This is a genomic window from Desemzia sp. FAM 23989 (genome assembly GCF_045528345.1).
Classification (GTDB): domain Bacteria; phylum Bacillota; class Bacilli; order Lactobacillales; family Carnobacteriaceae; genus Desemzia.
Genome location: NZ_JBGQQT010000024.1, coordinates 1 through 15,850 on the forward strand (window position 1 = coordinate 1; position 15,850 = coordinate 15,850).

Genomic DNA, 15,850 nt, shown 5'->3' on the forward strand with positions numbered 1-15,850 from the left:
TTAATCAGTTAGCAAAAATAAATTAAACCCTTTAGAAAAATATTTTTGAGAAAAAGAGCCATTGAGCATAAAACTAAACAGATAATTATAAAATTTGGTAGTTTATAAAAAGTATGAATTATTCAGGTAATAAACAGTTATTAGATTTTGTAGTATATCACCGTATTTTAAAAAAGCTTCTCTCTCAAAATAAAAAAGGTTTTTGCTAATTAATGACAAAATAATGAACGTTCTCTAATTTTGAAAAGTGGCTTTAGATTAAGCTTTTGAGATAAAAAAAACACTAACTATCATTTTCATGGAAGGTAATATTACATGATAATTGCATATTTTAATTGATTTCTAATCAAAAAATCATTATAATTTTAACTTGTACAAGAAAATAGTACATTAATACTTCAAAATAATGAGATGTTCATATTTTTTTGCAAAAGGAGATGAGGCAACGTTGATTAAACTGCAAAATGTAAATAAATATTTTGGAGACCACCATGTACTGAAAGATATCAATCTAGAGGTGGCGGAAGGGGAGAAAATCGTTATTATCGGGCCTTCGGGTTCTGGTAAAAGTACGACTGTTCGATGTATGAACTTCCTTGAGGAACCGACATCAGGAGAAGTTTTTATTGAAGGCAAACAAGTGACTGCAAAAAACAAATTAGAAGTTGTACGCAATTCTTCTGCAATGGTTTTTCAACAGTTCAACCTCTATCCGCATATGACGGTGTTGGAAAATCTGACGATTGGTCCAATAAAGCTGCAAAAAAAATCTAAAAAAGAAGCAGAAGAAACAGCCTATAAGTATTTAGATATCGTAGGGCTGAGAGAGAAAGCCAATGTTTATCCGTCCACTTTATCAGGTGGACAACAGCAAAGGGTCGCTATCGCGAGATCCCTTTGTTCAGAAACGAAAATCATTTTATTCGACGAACCGACTTCAGCTTTAGATCCGGAAACGGTGCAAGAAGTGCTGGATGTTATGATCCAGTTGTCGAGTATGAATATCACGATGGTCGTCGTGACACACGAAATGGGATTTGCAAGGCAAGTAGCAGACCGAGTTATTTTTATGGATGAAGGAACGATTTTGGAAGTAGGGACTCCAGAACATTTCTTTGATAATCCGACTCATGAACGAACGAAAGAATTTTTAAGCAAAATTTTACGATAAAAAAGGGATAATCAACTAATTAGGGGGGAAAAGAGATGAAAAAAAGAAATCTATTCGCTACATTGATGTTGTCCAGTTTGTTGTTTTTAGGAGCTTGTTCGTCAGATGAAGGTTCAGCGACTGAGCCGACAAGCGGCGCGGATCAAGTTACCATTGAATCCATCAAAGAAGCAGGCGTATTGAAAGTAGGAGTCAAAGAAGACGTTCCAAACTTCGGATTGAAAAATACCGAGACCGGAGAAATCGAAGGTTTTGAGATTGATATTGCGAAGAAATTAGCCGAAGATATTTTAGGCGACCCAGACGCTATCGAATTGACGCCAGTTACAGCAAAAACACGTGGACCATTATTGGATAACGGCGAAGTTGATATGATCATCGCTACCTTTACAGTAACAGATGAACGTAAAGAAACTTACAACTTTACTGAAGCTTATTATGAAGATGCAGTTGGTTTGCTGGTGAAAAAAGATAAGAATTATGAAGGCTTGAAAGATATGGATGGAGCAACTATTGGAGTATCGCAAAGTTCAACAACAGCCGATGCTATTAAAGCAGAAGCTGAACAATACGACATTACGATGGACTTTTCAGAGTACGCAACTTATCCAGAAATCAAAGCGGCTTTAGATTCTGGTCGTGTAGATGCATTCAGTGTGGACAGATCGATCTTGGCTGGTTATTTGGATGATTCTACTGTGATCTTACCAGATCGTTTTGCGACTCAAGATTATGGAATTGCAACGAAGAAATCAAATACAGAATTGGCAGAGCACGTAAATGAGTTGATCACTACATGGGGAGAAGATGGCACTCTTGATGGATTGGTTTCAGAGTGGGGACTGAATGAATAATGAACAGTACAAATCCGTTCGCTCTTTGGAGATGGGAGGCTCTGTTTCAAAACTTTGACAGTATTGGGACTGGTTTTTTAAGGACACTTCAAATCGCTGTCTTAGCCTTGCTGCTGTCTTTGGTGATAGGCGTATTCGTTGGGATTCTTTCCACAGCTCAAAGCTGGCTGCCGCGTTCTATCGCTCGGGTGTACGTGGAGATTTTCCAAAACATCCCGCTGGTCATTCAGATTTTCTTCATGTACAACGGTTTGGCTATGGCTGGTTTAGTGTTGAGTGAATTCACGATCGGGGTAGTAGGTGTCGGGCTGTATCATGGAGCATACGTAGGAGAAGTCGTGCGGGCCGGTATTTTATCAATGCCTAAAGGCCAGCATGAGGCCGCCTATTCTCAAGGGTTCAATTACGTTCAAACGATGCGCTACATCATCTTGCCGCAAATGGTGAAAAGTATATTGCCGCCATTAACGAACCAAGCGGTCAATTTGATCAAAAATACCTCCGTATTGGCGATCATCGCTGGAGCGGACTTGATGTATGCAGCTGATTCTTACGCTTCTTATTCGTTAAACTACGGACCGGCTTATGTCGTAGCGGGGCTGCTGTATTTCTTATTGTGCTTCCCGCTGGCGACTTTCTCTCGGAAATACGAAGAGAAATTGAAGAAAAATGATTCCGTAGTAGTGGATATTCCGGAGGTGATGGAATGATCGAGTCTATAAAAACCGTTTTTACTCAGCCTAACGTACTTTTTTTACTGGACGGCTTAAAAACGACTTTACTGATTTCTATAGGGGTAGTGATTCTTTCCATCCTATTCGGAACTCTTTTAGGATTAGTGCGGAACTATGAAAGAAAGTTTTTCGGCAAATTATCCGGATTCTATATTGAGTTGTTTCGCAATACGCCGTTGCTGCTGTGGATGTTGGGTTGCGCCTTCTTGATTCCAGGAAGTACGATCTTATTGAAAGGGTCATTTGCATTGTTCCTGTATACCGCTGCAGTAGTGGCCGAGATCGTTCGGGGAGGATTAAACGCGATACCAAAAGGGCAATTTGAAGCCGCTCATTCTCAAGGGTTCTCGTTTTTCCAAACCTTGTGGTATATCATCTTGCCGCAAACATTCAAAAAAGTCATTCCGTCTTTGTTGTCGCAAGTGATCACTACCATCAAAGATACGTCATTCCTTGCTGGGTTGGGAATCATAGAATTTACACGAAGCGGACAAGTGATTTTAGGAAAAGTCACTAAAACATCAGAAGTCTTTATGATCTATGCTTTCTTAGCGTTAGTGTATTTCCTGATTTGTTTTACCTTGTCTGTTTTAGTCAGAAACTGGCATAGCAGAAACTCAGAAAATGTTTGACGGAGCTTTATCCATAAAAACAGGGCATATTCCTTAGCGACAAAAGGGATATGTGCTGTTTTTTGTTTGGGTTATTTTAAACGAAAATTAGCTATATCTAAAATACGAATATAATATTAATTTTTATTAATATTGTTCGAGTTAGTGTTTGGCTGTTTTTTATTCTTTTTTCATAAAATAATAGACTATACCAATAATAGATAATTGTTAGCCGTCAAATATAAAAACGTATTAATTAAGGTTTTTATTAAATAATTTAATCGTAATATTAGAATATACCATATTTGATGTGAGATGTTCTGACATGCGAGGTGAGGTTTAGAGAATTATTTTAACAAATTCAATGAAATGTATTGCAATCTTCGTTATTTGGTGTTAGTTTTTATAACATGTTATAAAAACAGCTAGTCGAATAGGAGGAGTTGCAAATGTTTGAAGCAACAGATACGCTTTGGGTTTTGATAGGAACGGTATTGGTATTTTTTATGCAGGCAGGATTCGCGATGGTAGAGACAGGGTTCACTCGGGCAAAAAATGCAGGTAATATTATTATGAAGAACTTGATGGATTTTGTATTAGGGTCTTTGATGTATTGGATCATTGGATTTGGAATTATGTTTGGGCCAAGTGTCGCAGGGCTTATCGGAGCGCCTGATTTATTCGTGCAAGGAAATTACGATTCAACGATTCCAGGGTATGTATTTTTGATGTTTCAGACAGTTTTTGCTGCAACTGCAGCGACAATTGTTTCAGGAGCAATGGCTGAGCGGACAAAGTTCAGTTCTTACTTGATTTATACGTTGATTATTTCAACTATTGTTTATCCAATTTCTGGTCACTGGATCTGGGGCGGCGGGTGGTTGTCTGAATTAGGATTTATAGATTTTGCAGGTTCAACGGCTGTTCATATGGTAGGTGGTGTCTCAGCTTTGATTGGGGCGAAAATACTTGGTGCCCGTATCGGCAAGTATGACAAAGATGGAAAAGCACGTGCCATTCCTGGACATAGTTTAACACTGGGAGCTTTGGGAGTCTTTATTCTTTGGTTTGCTTGGTTTGGATTTAACGGTGCATCTACTGTATCAGCTACAGGGGATGAGACACTGGCTTTGATCGGAACCATCTTTTTAAATACAAACCTTTCTGCTGCAACAGCGACGTTAACAGCTATGACGATCACTTGGATGAAGTACGGTAAACCTGATATCTCAATGACGTTGAACGGATCACTGGCTGGACTTGTAGGGATCACGGCTGGTTGTACAGTGGTCTCGCCAGTCGGAGCAGTTGCCATCGGGGCGCTCTCTTCTATTGCTTTGGTATACGGTTTGGAATTTGTAGAAAATAAAGCCAAAATCGACGATCCGGTTGGCGCTTTTGGGGTTCATGGAACAGCAGGGGCTTTGGGAACGATTTTGGTAGGAGTATTCGCTGTCGATGGCGGAATTCTGTATGGCGGAAACTTTGAACTGCTTAGTGTACAAATACTTGGAGTTGCGGCAGTTGCATTGTGGGTGATTGTAACGATGACAATAGCTTTCCTTGTCATTGATAAAACCGTTGGATTGCGAGTCAGCGAAGAAGAAGAAATTGCTGGGATGGATGTTTCAGAACACGGCTTAGAATCCAGTTATGGAGATTTTGTAACTGTGCCTTTTGGCCAAGTACCTGTATTTCGAGGAATGAATAAGGAGCCAAAAGATGTTGAGCTGGCATTTGCGGGAATGAGTTATGGAGAGACAGATTTCGAGGAAAAAGGTACAGCAACAACAACAAAAATTGAATTACCAAAATTGGGACGAGCTATTTCAAATGAAGAAAAAATATCCAAAGTCGATATTATTGCTAATGAAGATAGATTTGAAGAACTGAAAGATGCGTTGAACAAAATTGGTATCACTGGAATGACGGTTACAAAAGTTTATGGTTATGGGATGCAAAAAGGGCATACCACTTATTATCGAGGAGCGGAAGTGGACACAAATTTATTGCCTAAAACACGCATCGAAATCATCGTCAGCAGTGTTCCGGTAAAAAGCGTAGTCGAAGCAGCACGCAAGGTTCTTTATACCGGCCAAGTCGGAGATGGGAAGATTTTTGTGTATGATGTGGAAAATGCTATACGGATTAGTACGGGTGACTATGGTTCATCAGCACTGGATTACTCTGAGAGTACAGAAACCGTTGTCTAATGAATTAGATAAGGTTCAAATACAGTATTCATGAAGCACACTGCGGCAATAGAGTTGAAAAAAACGTTCAAGAAACTTAAAAACAATCATCAACGTAAATGTGCGTTTGCCAACCACCAAAAGCCTCACACTAAATATAGAATAAGCTGAGTGTCGATTTCTCTTGAAGAGAAGTCGGCATTTTTTAATGGAGTAGGGGAACTTATTCATTGGTTGTCGTGTTCTTTAAGGTTGATTTTGGAACAAATAAAAAGAGTATCTCTTTACAAATCGAACAAGCGTTCGTATAATGGGTTTAAAAGAGAACAAGGCGGTGTCTGACATGCACGATAAATCGGAAGAGAATAATAGAGTGATCGATCCCAATACTTCAGGCTATGTAGATAGAAAAATGGCCAAGTGGCAAGGTCTGATTCTATCTGAACATGCGGAACTGTTAAAAGAAGAGAAAAAAAACAAGGGGAACACCACTGAAGAAAAAGAGAAACAGACTCCGGAAGAAATCTACTCGTTGATCGACGACTCATTTAGCCGGAAAGAAATAATAGCGATTCAGCTGGACTGCTTGTTCAATGGCCAATATGAGGAAGATCTTGTAGGGGTTGTTTGCGGATACTATGAGAACAGTATTTATGTCCAAACGATTGATGCTGGGTTAGTGGTTTGTGAATTAGAATTGATCCGCAATGTGGAGAAGACAGAAACTCCAAAGTGGTTTAGGGTGTAAAAAAAACGGAATGAACAAGGAGATGTGAATCATGATCAGAATGGATTACTCTTATCAGCCAAGACGCGATATTCTGTGTATTGATGTAAAATCTTTTTTTGCTTCAGTAGAGTCTGTTAAAAGACGCATACATCCCTTAGAGTCTTACATCGTCGTAATGAGCAACCCGGATCTGGAAGGCGGGCTTGTATTGGCTGCTTCGCCGAAAGTCAAAGAAGAATACGGTATTCGAACGGGTTCTAGGCGTTTTGAAATTCCTGTGCATTCAAAAATCGAAATTGTCGAACCTCGAATGGCCTTGTACATAAAAGTTAACCTGATGATCAACAACTTGTTCAAAGAATTTGTTGCAGAAGAGGATATTCATATCTATAGTATCGACGAAAGTTTCTTAGATGTTACCCGTTCACACGCTCTTTATGGGTCAACCGAAGAAATAGCTAAACAGATCCAAAAAACCATCTTTCAACGATTGAGATTAGTGACCTCGATCGGTATTGGAGATAATCCTTTACTAGCTAAACTAGCTTTGGATAATGAAGCAAAAAGAACTCAATCGCAAATAGCCATTTGGCACTATGAAGATGTTCCGGAAAAGCTTTGGAAGATCCATCCCATCACCAATATGTGGGGGATCGGGGGAAATACGGCTAAGAATCTGTATCGATTAGGGATCGATTCGGTGTACAGCTTATCTCAATATGATGTGGATGCGCTGAAACGCGTTCATGGAGTGATTGGCGAGCAGCTCTTTTATCATGCTCATGGAATAGATCATAGTGTGCTGTCCGAAAAATACACCCCTCATTCAAAAGGGTACGGCAAAAGCCAGATCTTAAAAAGAGATTATGTCAATCAGTATGAAATTGAAGTGGTTATCAGGGAAATGGCCGATGAAGTGGCGGCCAGATTAAGGAAACATCATGCAGAAACGGGAGTGATCCACTTATCCGTCAGCTATTCCAAGGACGTTTTAGATAAAGGCTTCAGCCGCCAAATGAAGATCTTTCCCACTTCTTCAAACGTTAAAATCATCGAAACCTGTTTACAGATTTTTCGAACGCATTACAACAATCAACCTGTACGTCAATTAGCGATCCGGTGCGGAAAAATAGCGTATAAAAAACAGCTGCAACTGAACTTGTTTGAAACTCCTGAAAAAACCATCCATACAGAAGAGTTGGAAGTCGTCATCGACAGAATTCGAGAAAAGTATGGATTTAGTTCTTTAGTCCATGCCAGCAGCCTGACTAAGGGAGGCACAGCGATCCAACGAAGCGGACTGGTCGGCGGTCACAAAGGATAGCAGATCTATGAAAAAAATACGAAAATTCATACTGGATTACGAAGCAAATAGGCTAAACTCCACTTTGGTTTTGAAGCTTTATCAATAGATTAGACAAAAAAGGATAGAGAATAATTTGTAGATTGATGGCGTTTGAATTGAATAATAAGATACAATACAGAGAGAGTTCTTTGTTATAATGGAGGCAGTCTGGAGTGAGTGTCATGACATTAAAAGAACAAAGACAACAAATGTTAAGTGGCGAGATGTACAATGATCTAACCAAAGAATTAATAGAAGCTAGAGAAAAAACAGTGCTGTTGACAAATCAATACAATGACAGTTTCGGTGAACCATCAGAAATTAGAGAAGAAATGTTAAAACAATTATTGGCGTCTGTTGGAGAAGGGGTTCATTTTGAGCCCAATTTCAGATGTGAGTTTGGTTTCAATATCTCGATCGGAAATAATTTCTATGCCAATTTTGATTGTGTGATGTTAGATGGCGGCAAAATCGAAATTGGAGACAACGTTTTGTTTGGACCAAGAGTAGGCATTTACACATCCAATCATGCCCTTGATGCCGCAGAACGCGTGGCTGGCGGATGCTATGCAAAAAAGGTAACCATTGGAAACAATGTCTGGATTGCTGGATTGGTGCAGGTGTTCATATCAATCAAGGGGTAACCATTGGAGAAAATGCCATTATTGGTTCGGGGAGTGTGGTAAATAAAGATATCCCAGCCAGTGTAATCGCTGCAGGTGTTCCGTGTAAGGTCATTCGAGAAATTACTGAAGAAGACAAGACCGGATTTCAATCCTAAACGAATGCATCATTATGGGAAAGGGGAAGAGCATGAAATCGCAAAAACCTAATGACTTAAAACAACACAATGTCCAAGCTATCCGCAAATTATTTATGGAGCAGCAGCACGACTTAACGAAAACTGAAATTGCACGTCTGACGTCTTTAAGTGTAGTGACGACCAATAAATTGATTAGTGAAATGATAGCGGCCGGTGAGCTTGTTTCTCTCCAACAGTCTGTCTTTACAGGTGGCAGAAAAGCAATGGTCTATCAGTTAAACAAAGACTACAAAACTATTTTGACCATCCGTTTTTATGAGACCGATAAAAAGCAAACAGCCTTATTAAGGGTATCTAATTTGCGCCATGAGTGCATTGTAGTCCAAACGGTTCATTTAACAGAAAACACGATGGATAGCGTATTGAATGCAATAAAGAAACTCCTGAACGAGTATTCGAAGATATCGGTTATTGTCATTGGTATTCCAGGTGTTGAAATGGATGGTAATTTTAAGATTATGGATTTTTCTTCTATGAAAGGCATCAATATTCGAGCCCGCTTAAAAGACATGACCGATTTGCCGGTTATTATAGAGAATGATATTAACGCAGCAACTTATGGATTCGCAAAGGAAAACAGCACTGAAGAAATCGTGGCTGGATTGTATTGTCTAGAAAATTATCCTCCAGGTTCAGCGGTAGTCATTCAGGATCGCATTTTCTGTGGTGCCAATGGTTTAAGTGGTGAACTGAAACATCTATCCTACTATGATAATGTGCACTTTCCCGTAGTAAATCGGTCAAAAGCAGCAGGGCTTGTGGAACAATCCCTTCGTACGATCATTAGTATGTATGACCCACATGAAGTAGTGATTTTTGATGTTGATCGATTCATTACAACCGAAATATGGGCTGAGATTTCCGCAAGAATCACTCAAATTTTCCCTTATGGGTATTTGGCAAAGGTAACAATTTATCATGATGTAGCCGAATATTATTTAATGGGTCTCAATGAATTGGGGTTGAAGCTTATTCTAGAACAGCCATTTTAAATGACTTGACTATTCACTGCACACCCTTAAGCTACTTATGCAGTGGGAGGGCAGCGATTGGATGAAACCTTGTCGTTTGTATTTTTTTAGGATAAAATAGAACGAACTTAATAAGGAAAACTAATAATCTTGGAGGATACTGTATGCGAACGCAAAGAGAACGAATGATTGCTGGAGAATTGTACACTGGCGATAGCGAATTACGAAAAATGAATCAGAGGAACCGCCGTCTTCTTCATAAGTATAATTCAATGACTGTAGACGAATCAGCGGAGCGAGTGGCATTATTGAAAGAACTATTGGGAAAAACTGGAGACAAAGTCCACTTTGAACCGCCATTTCGATGTGACTATGGCGATCATATTTCTGTAGGCGAGAATTTTTATGCCAATTTTGATTGCATCATGTTAGATGTTGCACCGATCACGATTGGCGATAATGTGTTATTTGGTCCTAGAGTAGGGGTTTATACTGCAGGACACCCGATCGATGCTGAAATAAGAACTTCTGGTCTAGAATTTGGGACCCCCATCACAATTGGCGACAATGTTTGGATAGGCGGCAACGTTGTGATCAATCCAGGTGTTACGATTGGAAATAATGTGATTGTTGGTTCAGGATCGGTAGTTACCAAAAGTCTTCCTGATAATGTCGTAGCTGCAGGAAATCCATGCAGAGTACTAAGGGAAGTAACAAATGAAGATAAAGTCTATTGGACGAAATTGAAAGAAGAGTATGAACAAGAAATGAATAGCTGATATAAATACTAAAAGGAGACCCTCACGGAGTGCATAAAAACTGAAGTGTATTTTTTAGTGCGGGTTTCCCTTCAGCTATAATTGTTTGATCTTCCATGTATCTCTCGCTTTCTTTTTGGTCTGGTTTGTTTAAGTGATCAGATCAAAAATGAGTGGAATAAAAAATTGGAAGATTTTTCTAACCTGCTGTATAAACGGTGGAGAATCAATCTGAAAAAAAGAGAAACCTGAAATTAAAATCAGGTTTCTCTTTTTTCTACATAAATTTTAAAAGCAGCTTTATTGCTGACGGCAATGATGCTTCCATCCGCACTTTTCAAAGTGAGATCCCCTTCGTAGGCTTCTTTAGAAAGGAGAGTGTATCGTGCTCTCAGCTGGATTTTTTTAGAGGTCAAATATTCCAAAAACTCCTGGTCATCTTTGACTTCCTTGATCACAAAAGATTCTCCTGGAGAAAGCTCAATCAAACTAGGAGACTGAGTAGTAGAAATTGTACTGTCTTTAGCAGGAATAGTACCACCATGGGGATCAAATTCTGGTTCCCCTAAAAAATGATATAACCGTTCAATAAGCTCGTCAGAAGAAGCGTGTTCAAGGCGATCAGCCTCAGCGTGTACCTCTTTCCAATCATACCCCAATTTTTCCAACAAAAAGACTTCCCATATTCGATGTTTGCGAATGACTTGATTAGCTAAACGCAATCCTTTTTCAGTAACTTGTACGCCTTTATAAGGAATACGTGTGATAAGGCCTTCTTTCAACAACTTTGAATTCATGTCTGTTACCGATGCAGCAGTTACATTCAGAGCCTCTACTAATTGTTTATTATTCACTATTTTTGTTTCTCCGCCTAGTCCCGCAATGGTTTTTAGGTAATCTTCTTTACTTGGCGTCATTTAAGTACTCCTTTTGATGTCATTTGTCTTTATTATACCGCATTAAAAAAAACAAACCAATGTCAAAAATAGGTCCTATTGTGAATACCAAATGGAATTTATATTATATGATATTTTCATTTGCAACGGATACAAGCTCTATATGGAACAAAACCTTCTTCTCTTTATTAAGCTTGACTTTAAATGTTTTTTAGATTAACCTTAAAATAAAGTTTAGGTAAACCTAAAACGTAAATGAGGAAGGGAAATAAAATGAACAATACAATGATTCAAGTAGAGAACCTCAGCGTTAATTACGCAGGAAACAAAGCCATATATGACATTGATTTAACCATCCCTACTGGCCACATCACAGGAATTATCGGTCCAAACGGGGCAGGTAAATCAACATTAGTAAAAAGTTTATTAGGACTGATTGATTATCAAGGAACGGTAACTTTTGGAGAGAAAAAACTAAAACAGGTTCAAAAAAATATTGCTTATGTTGAGCAGCGTCAAGAACTGGATCTTAGTTTTCCGATCAATGTATTTGATACGGTTTTACTAGGGACCTATCCGAAACTGGGATTAATAAAGCGCCCTGGTAAAAAAGAAAAACAACTAGCTCAAGAAGCTCTAGAAACGGTAGATATGCAAGACTATAGTCACCGTCAAATCGGTGAATTATCGGGTGGTCAACTGCAACGTGTCTTTATTGCACGGGCTATTGCACAACAACCGGATTGGTTCTTTCTTGATGAGCCTTTCGTCGGAATCGATGTTGTTAGTGAAGAAGTGATTGTGAAAGTATTGAAAAAATTGCGGGACGAAGGCAAATCAATGGTGATCGTTCATCACGATTTAAGCAAAGTAACAGAATATTTTGATCACTTGATCATGCTGAATAAAACGGTATCTGCATCTGGCCCAGTTGAACAAGTATTTAAGAAAAATAATTTAAGCGCTATTTATGGTACCAGTTTTGTTGACTTAGTTTCAGGAGGTAAATAAAATGATTGCAAATTTTATTGACGGTTTAACGAATTATCAATTTTTACAAAATGCCTTGATTACATCTTTATTAGTTGGTTTTGTGGCGGGGATTATTGGTTCGTTTATCATTTTACGTGGAATGTCCTTAATGGGTGATGCCATTTCCCATGCGGTTCTGCCTGGAGTAGCCATCTCCTATATGTTTGGCTTTAGTTATGTTATTGGAGCTTCTTTCTTCGGTGTTTTAACGGCGGTTCTTATAGGCTTCATTACTGAGAAAAGTACGCTGAAAAATGATACTGCGATCGGGATTGTTTTTAGCAGTTTCTTTGCTTTAGGTGTGATTTTGATTTCATTTGCGCAAAGTGCTACTGACTTATACCATATTTTATTTGGTAACGTGCTGGCAGTTCGTGACTCAGACATGATGTTAACAGCTGTTGTGACCATTGTCTCGCTCATCTTTATCTTATTATTTTTCAAAGAATTAAAACTGACTTCGTTTGATCCTGTGATGGCAAAAGCTGCTGGTTTACCGGTTAAATTTTTCCATTATGCTTTAATGTTTTTGCTCACATTAGTGGCAGTCGTTTCCTTGCAGACTGTTGGTACGATTTTAGTGATTTCTATGCTGATTACACCAGCAGCCACTGCCTATCTATTAACGAATAATTTGAAAATCATGATGTGCTTATCCGCATTCTTTGGTATGTTTAGCTCGTTTATCGGTCTTTTCTTCAGTTATTCTTATAATCTGGCTTCTGGAGCAACCATCGTGCTGACTGCTGCCGTATTCTTTGTGATGGCATTTTTATTCGCTCCGCAAAAAGGTTTATTGATTCGTAGAAAATTGGAAAAAAATAGTGAAGAATTAGTCTAAATGATGAATAGAAAGTAGGAAAAGATAATGAAAAAGTGGTGTAAATTAGTAAGTGTCGGACTTGGTTTACTCATTCTCGCAGCCTGTGGAAATCAAGAAAGTACCTCTGAAGAAAGCAGTACTGGGAATGAAGCAGTGTTGAATGTGGTCGCAACGAATTCTATTATTGCAGATATGGCAGAACAAGTCGGTGGAGAACTGATCAACATGCATAGTATTGTTCCCATTGGTACCGATCCACATGAACATGAAGTATTACCAGAAGACATTCAAAAATCCGAAGAAGCGGATATCATTCTATACAACGCCTTGAATCTAGAAACGGGGAACGGTTGGTTTGATGATTTAATGGAAACAACGAACAAAGTTGAAGATGAAGACTATTTTGCAGTCAGCAAAGAGGTTGAGCCTTTGTATTTAACCAGTGAAGGTCAAAACAGTCAAGCTGACCCGCATGCTTGGTTAAACTTACAAAATGGGATTCAATATGTCCGTGAAATCGAACGAATATTTATTAGTAAAGATCCTGCGAACGAAGCCGCTTATACGGCGAATGCTGATGCCTATGTTGAACAATTGACCGAACTGGATACGCAAGCACAATCTGCTTTCAATGATATTCCCGAAGAGAAGAAATTACTGGTGACGAGTGAAGGGGCGTTTAAATATTTTGCCAAAGCATATGGTCTAGAGGCAGGATATATTTGGGAAATCAATACTGAAAGCCAAGGTACGCCTGACCAAATGACAACTATTATTGATAGCATCGAAGTCTCTGAAGTACCTGTGCTGTTTGTTGAAACAAGTGTGGATTCACGAAGTATGGAACGTGTCTCAAAAGAAACAGATCTTCCCATCTATACTAAAATCTACACGGACTCTATTGCTAAAGAGGGAGAGCCAGGCGATTCTTATTACAATATGATGAAATGGAACATTGAAAAAATTCATGAAGGCTTAAGCCAAACAACTGGTGAAGCTCAACCATTGAGTGAATAGACTTGATTCAAATAAGATATTAAGTTGGAAAATTCTTCTTTCAATATGTTAGATGTCGTGCTTTACTAAGTTTTAAAGTAGAAAAACAATAATATACACTCCAAATGGTTGAGGGAAAATCAAATTTTTGGAGTGTATTTTTGTGTCTCTTTATTTTCTAACGTTGGTAAAGCAATTTATTCCGGTCTTGGGTATGTTCATGGAAAGCCGCGAGACCGGACTTAAACCAGCCATCTTTGCTTATGTTCGAATATGGTTATACCATTCAACGCCTTCCTCTAGAGAAATGCTCTATTCAATGTGATGAGAGGCTTTCTTTTGAGGAGTAAATGAAGGTTATTCTTCAAGTGAGGAGTGAAAAATTCCTGACTTGAAGAATAAAATGGATTTATTTATTAAGTGGCGTTCAATTAAGTTCTCACTTGACTAGTAAACTGTACTTATTCATCAAGTGAACTTGAAATGAAGCCTCACTTGATGAATAAACTAAAACAATAATGCTGCTGGCTGTCTTAGGCTCAGTAATGTCCTGCTCCAAGAAACGATTAACGAAGAAACATCGTTTTTATTTACCAACGTCAAATGTTTTAGAATCATTTTTGTGTCTAAACATAAAGAATCATTTCAGCTGTATTTTTCTATTTCAGAAGTATGGCGTGAAAGCCTTCATAATAAATCCTGTGATCTTTAATAATCTATAACCAATGCGTACAATTGGAAATTAATCTACAGAAGAGTTACCATAAAAGTAGATTCAAATAAAGAAGGAGGAAATATTCATGTCAATAAAAGTAGCGATTAATGGATTTGGACGTATCGGACGTTTGGCGTTGCGCCGGATGTTGGAAATGGACACAGAATTAGAGGTAGTTGCGATCAATGACTTGACGGATAATGACGACTTAGTTTATTTGCTAAAATACGATACTGCTCAAGGACGCTTCCCTTATAATGTAGAAGTAGGGAACGACGCGATTATTGTGGATGGAAAAGAAATCAAAGCATACGAAGAAAAAGATGCGAGCCAATTGCCTTGGGGCGACTTAGGTATCGACATCGTTCTAGAATGTACTGGTTTCTACACTTCAGCGAAAAAATCTCAAGCTCACTTGGATGCAGGAGCCAAACGTGTATTGATCTCTGCGCCAGTTAAAGCTGCCGGAGCAGAAGTAGACAACACGAAAACCATTGTTTACGGAGTTAACCATGATTCGTTGGATGCAGATGATCAAATCGTTTCTGCAGCTTCTTGTACAACGAACTGCTTGGCACCGATGGCAAATGTGTTGAACAAAAAATACGGTATCAATAGTGCATTGATGTCAACGATTCATGCCTATACAGCAACACAAGCGCTTCAAGATTCACCAGGCGGGCGTAAAAATCGTGCCGGAGCGCAAAATGCGATTCCAGCTTCAACAGGTGCTGCTAAAGCGGTAGGAAAAGTTATCCCTGAACTGGAAGGTAAGATCGACGGTACAGCTGTCCGTATCCCAACAGTTACAGGTTCAATGACAGAATTGTATTCCGTATTGAATACAAAAGTAACCGTAGATGAAGTCAATGGGGCAATGAAAGAAGCTGCAACGGATGCATTCTTATACAATGAAGATGACATCGTATCTTCAGACGTTATCGGAGTGCCAGCTGGTTCTATCTTTGACGCAACTCAAACGAAAGTTATGGATGGCGAAAGCGGCCAATTGGTCAAAACAGTTGCTTGGTATGACAACGAGTACGGTTTTGTAGCCAACATGGTCGGAACGTTAGAACACTTTGCAAATATTAAATAAATAGGTTTGATCTAGCGGGGAGCATCAGCTTCCCGCTTTTGTGTGTTAAATGATGCAAAAAAACTCGAGGCTTATTAAATAGCCTCGAGTTTTTGATAGA

General features: G+C 38.8%; 14 protein-coding genes and 1 pseudogene. 14 read left to right on the plus strand and 1 reads right to left on the minus strand.

All coding sequences use genetic code 11. From position 1 onward, the window contains the following. Window positions 1–448: 448 nt before the first annotated feature. The 10 genes and pseudogenes from ACEN36_RS11330 (at window position 449) to ACEN36_RS11375 (ending at window position 10,210) form a co-directional block, all read left to right on the plus strand. Entirely contained in the window at window positions 449–1,171 is a 723-nt protein-coding gene (locus tag ACEN36_RS11330; protein WP_092480811.1) for an amino acid ABC transporter ATP-binding protein, read from the plus strand. Window positions 1,172–1,206: 35 nt separating this feature from the next. After that, window positions 1,207–2,025, plus strand: a complete 819-nt coding sequence (locus tag ACEN36_RS11335) for a transporter substrate-binding domain-containing protein (protein WP_407097344.1) — start codon at window positions 1,207–1,209, stop codon at window positions 2,023–2,025. Further along, window positions 2,025–2,735, plus strand: coding sequence for an amino acid ABC transporter permease (locus ACEN36_RS11340; RefSeq protein ID WP_407097345.1), 711 nt, complete (start codon window positions 2,025–2,027; stop codon window positions 2,733–2,735). Before ACEN36_RS11335 ends, ACEN36_RS11340 begins: the two co-directional genes overlap by 1 nt. Continuing rightward, window positions 2,732–3,391: an amino acid ABC transporter permease gene (locus ACEN36_RS11345; protein ID WP_407097346.1), complete on the plus strand. Its 660-nt coding sequence runs from the start codon at window positions 2,732–2,734 to the stop codon at window positions 3,389–3,391. The genes ACEN36_RS11340 and ACEN36_RS11345 overlap by 4 nt, the downstream gene beginning before the upstream one ends. 428 nt (window positions 3,392–3,819) lie before the next feature. Then, entirely contained in the window at window positions 3,820–5,583 is a 1,764-nt protein-coding gene (locus tag ACEN36_RS11350) for an ammonium transporter (protein ID WP_407097347.1), read from the plus strand. 322 nt (window positions 5,584–5,905) lie between these two features. Continuing rightward, the gene (locus ACEN36_RS11355) at window positions 5,906–6,310 is read left to right on the plus strand and encodes a hypothetical protein (protein WP_407097348.1); all 405 of its coding nucleotides are present in this window, start codon (window positions 5,906–5,908) and stop codon (window positions 6,308–6,310) included. A 31-nt stretch (window positions 6,311–6,341) separates the two neighbouring features. Next, window positions 6,342–7,616, plus strand: a complete 1,275-nt coding sequence (locus ACEN36_RS11360) for a Y-family DNA polymerase (RefSeq protein ID WP_407097349.1) — start codon at window positions 6,342–6,344, stop codon at window positions 7,614–7,616. A 203-nt stretch (window positions 7,617–7,819) separates the two neighbouring features. Continuing rightward, window positions 7,820–8,418: pseudogene (locus tag ACEN36_RS11365) on the plus strand (sugar O-acetyltransferase). Window positions 8,419–8,450: 32 nt separating this feature from the next. Next, window positions 8,451–9,452 carry an ROK family protein gene (locus ACEN36_RS11370; RefSeq protein ID WP_407097350.1) on the plus strand — a complete coding sequence of 334 codons (1,002 nt, stop codon included), beginning with the start codon at window positions 8,451–8,453 and terminating at the stop codon, window positions 9,450–9,452. A gap of 143 nt (window positions 9,453–9,595) precedes the next feature. Further along, window positions 9,596–10,210 (plus strand): sugar O-acetyltransferase, encoded by a 615-nt coding sequence (locus ACEN36_RS11375; RefSeq protein WP_407097351.1) that lies wholly within the window; start codon window positions 9,596–9,598, stop codon window positions 10,208–10,210. A 239-nt stretch (window positions 10,211–10,449) separates the two neighbouring features. Here the strand turns inward: ACEN36_RS11375 and ACEN36_RS11380 are convergent, their stop codons facing one another. Continuing rightward, complete coding sequence (locus ACEN36_RS11380; protein ID WP_407097352.1) at window positions 10,450–11,106, minus strand: metal-dependent transcriptional regulator; 657 nt, start codon at window positions 11,104–11,106, stop codon at window positions 10,450–10,452. 252 nt (window positions 11,107–11,358) lie between these two features. Between ACEN36_RS11380 and ACEN36_RS11385 the strand changes: the two genes are divergently transcribed. The 4 genes from ACEN36_RS11385 to gap all read left to right on the plus strand — a co-directional run bounded on the left by ACEN36_RS11385 (window position 11,359) and on the right by gap (window position 15,750). Next, window positions 11,359–12,096 (plus strand): metal ABC transporter ATP-binding protein, encoded by a 738-nt coding sequence (locus ACEN36_RS11385; protein ID WP_407097353.1) that lies wholly within the window; start codon window positions 11,359–11,361, stop codon window positions 12,094–12,096. A 1-nt stretch (window position 12,097) separates the two neighbouring features. Continuing rightward, the gene (locus ACEN36_RS11390) at window positions 12,098–12,958 is read left to right on the plus strand and encodes a metal ABC transporter permease (RefSeq protein ID WP_407097354.1); all 861 of its coding nucleotides are present in this window, start codon (window positions 12,098–12,100) and stop codon (window positions 12,956–12,958) included. A 27-nt stretch (window positions 12,959–12,985) separates the two neighbouring features. Continuing rightward, on the plus strand, window positions 12,986–13,957 hold the full coding sequence (locus ACEN36_RS11395) for a metal ABC transporter solute-binding protein, Zn/Mn family (RefSeq protein ID WP_407102043.1): 972 nt from the start codon (window positions 12,986–12,988) through the stop codon (window positions 13,955–13,957). A gap of 779 nt (window positions 13,958–14,736) precedes the next feature. After that, a complete protein-coding gene (gene gap, locus ACEN36_RS11400) occupies window positions 14,737–15,750 on the plus strand; it encodes a type I glyceraldehyde-3-phosphate dehydrogenase (protein ID WP_407097356.1) in 1,014 nt (337 codons plus the stop codon). Window positions 15,751–15,850: the final 100 nt, after the last annotated feature.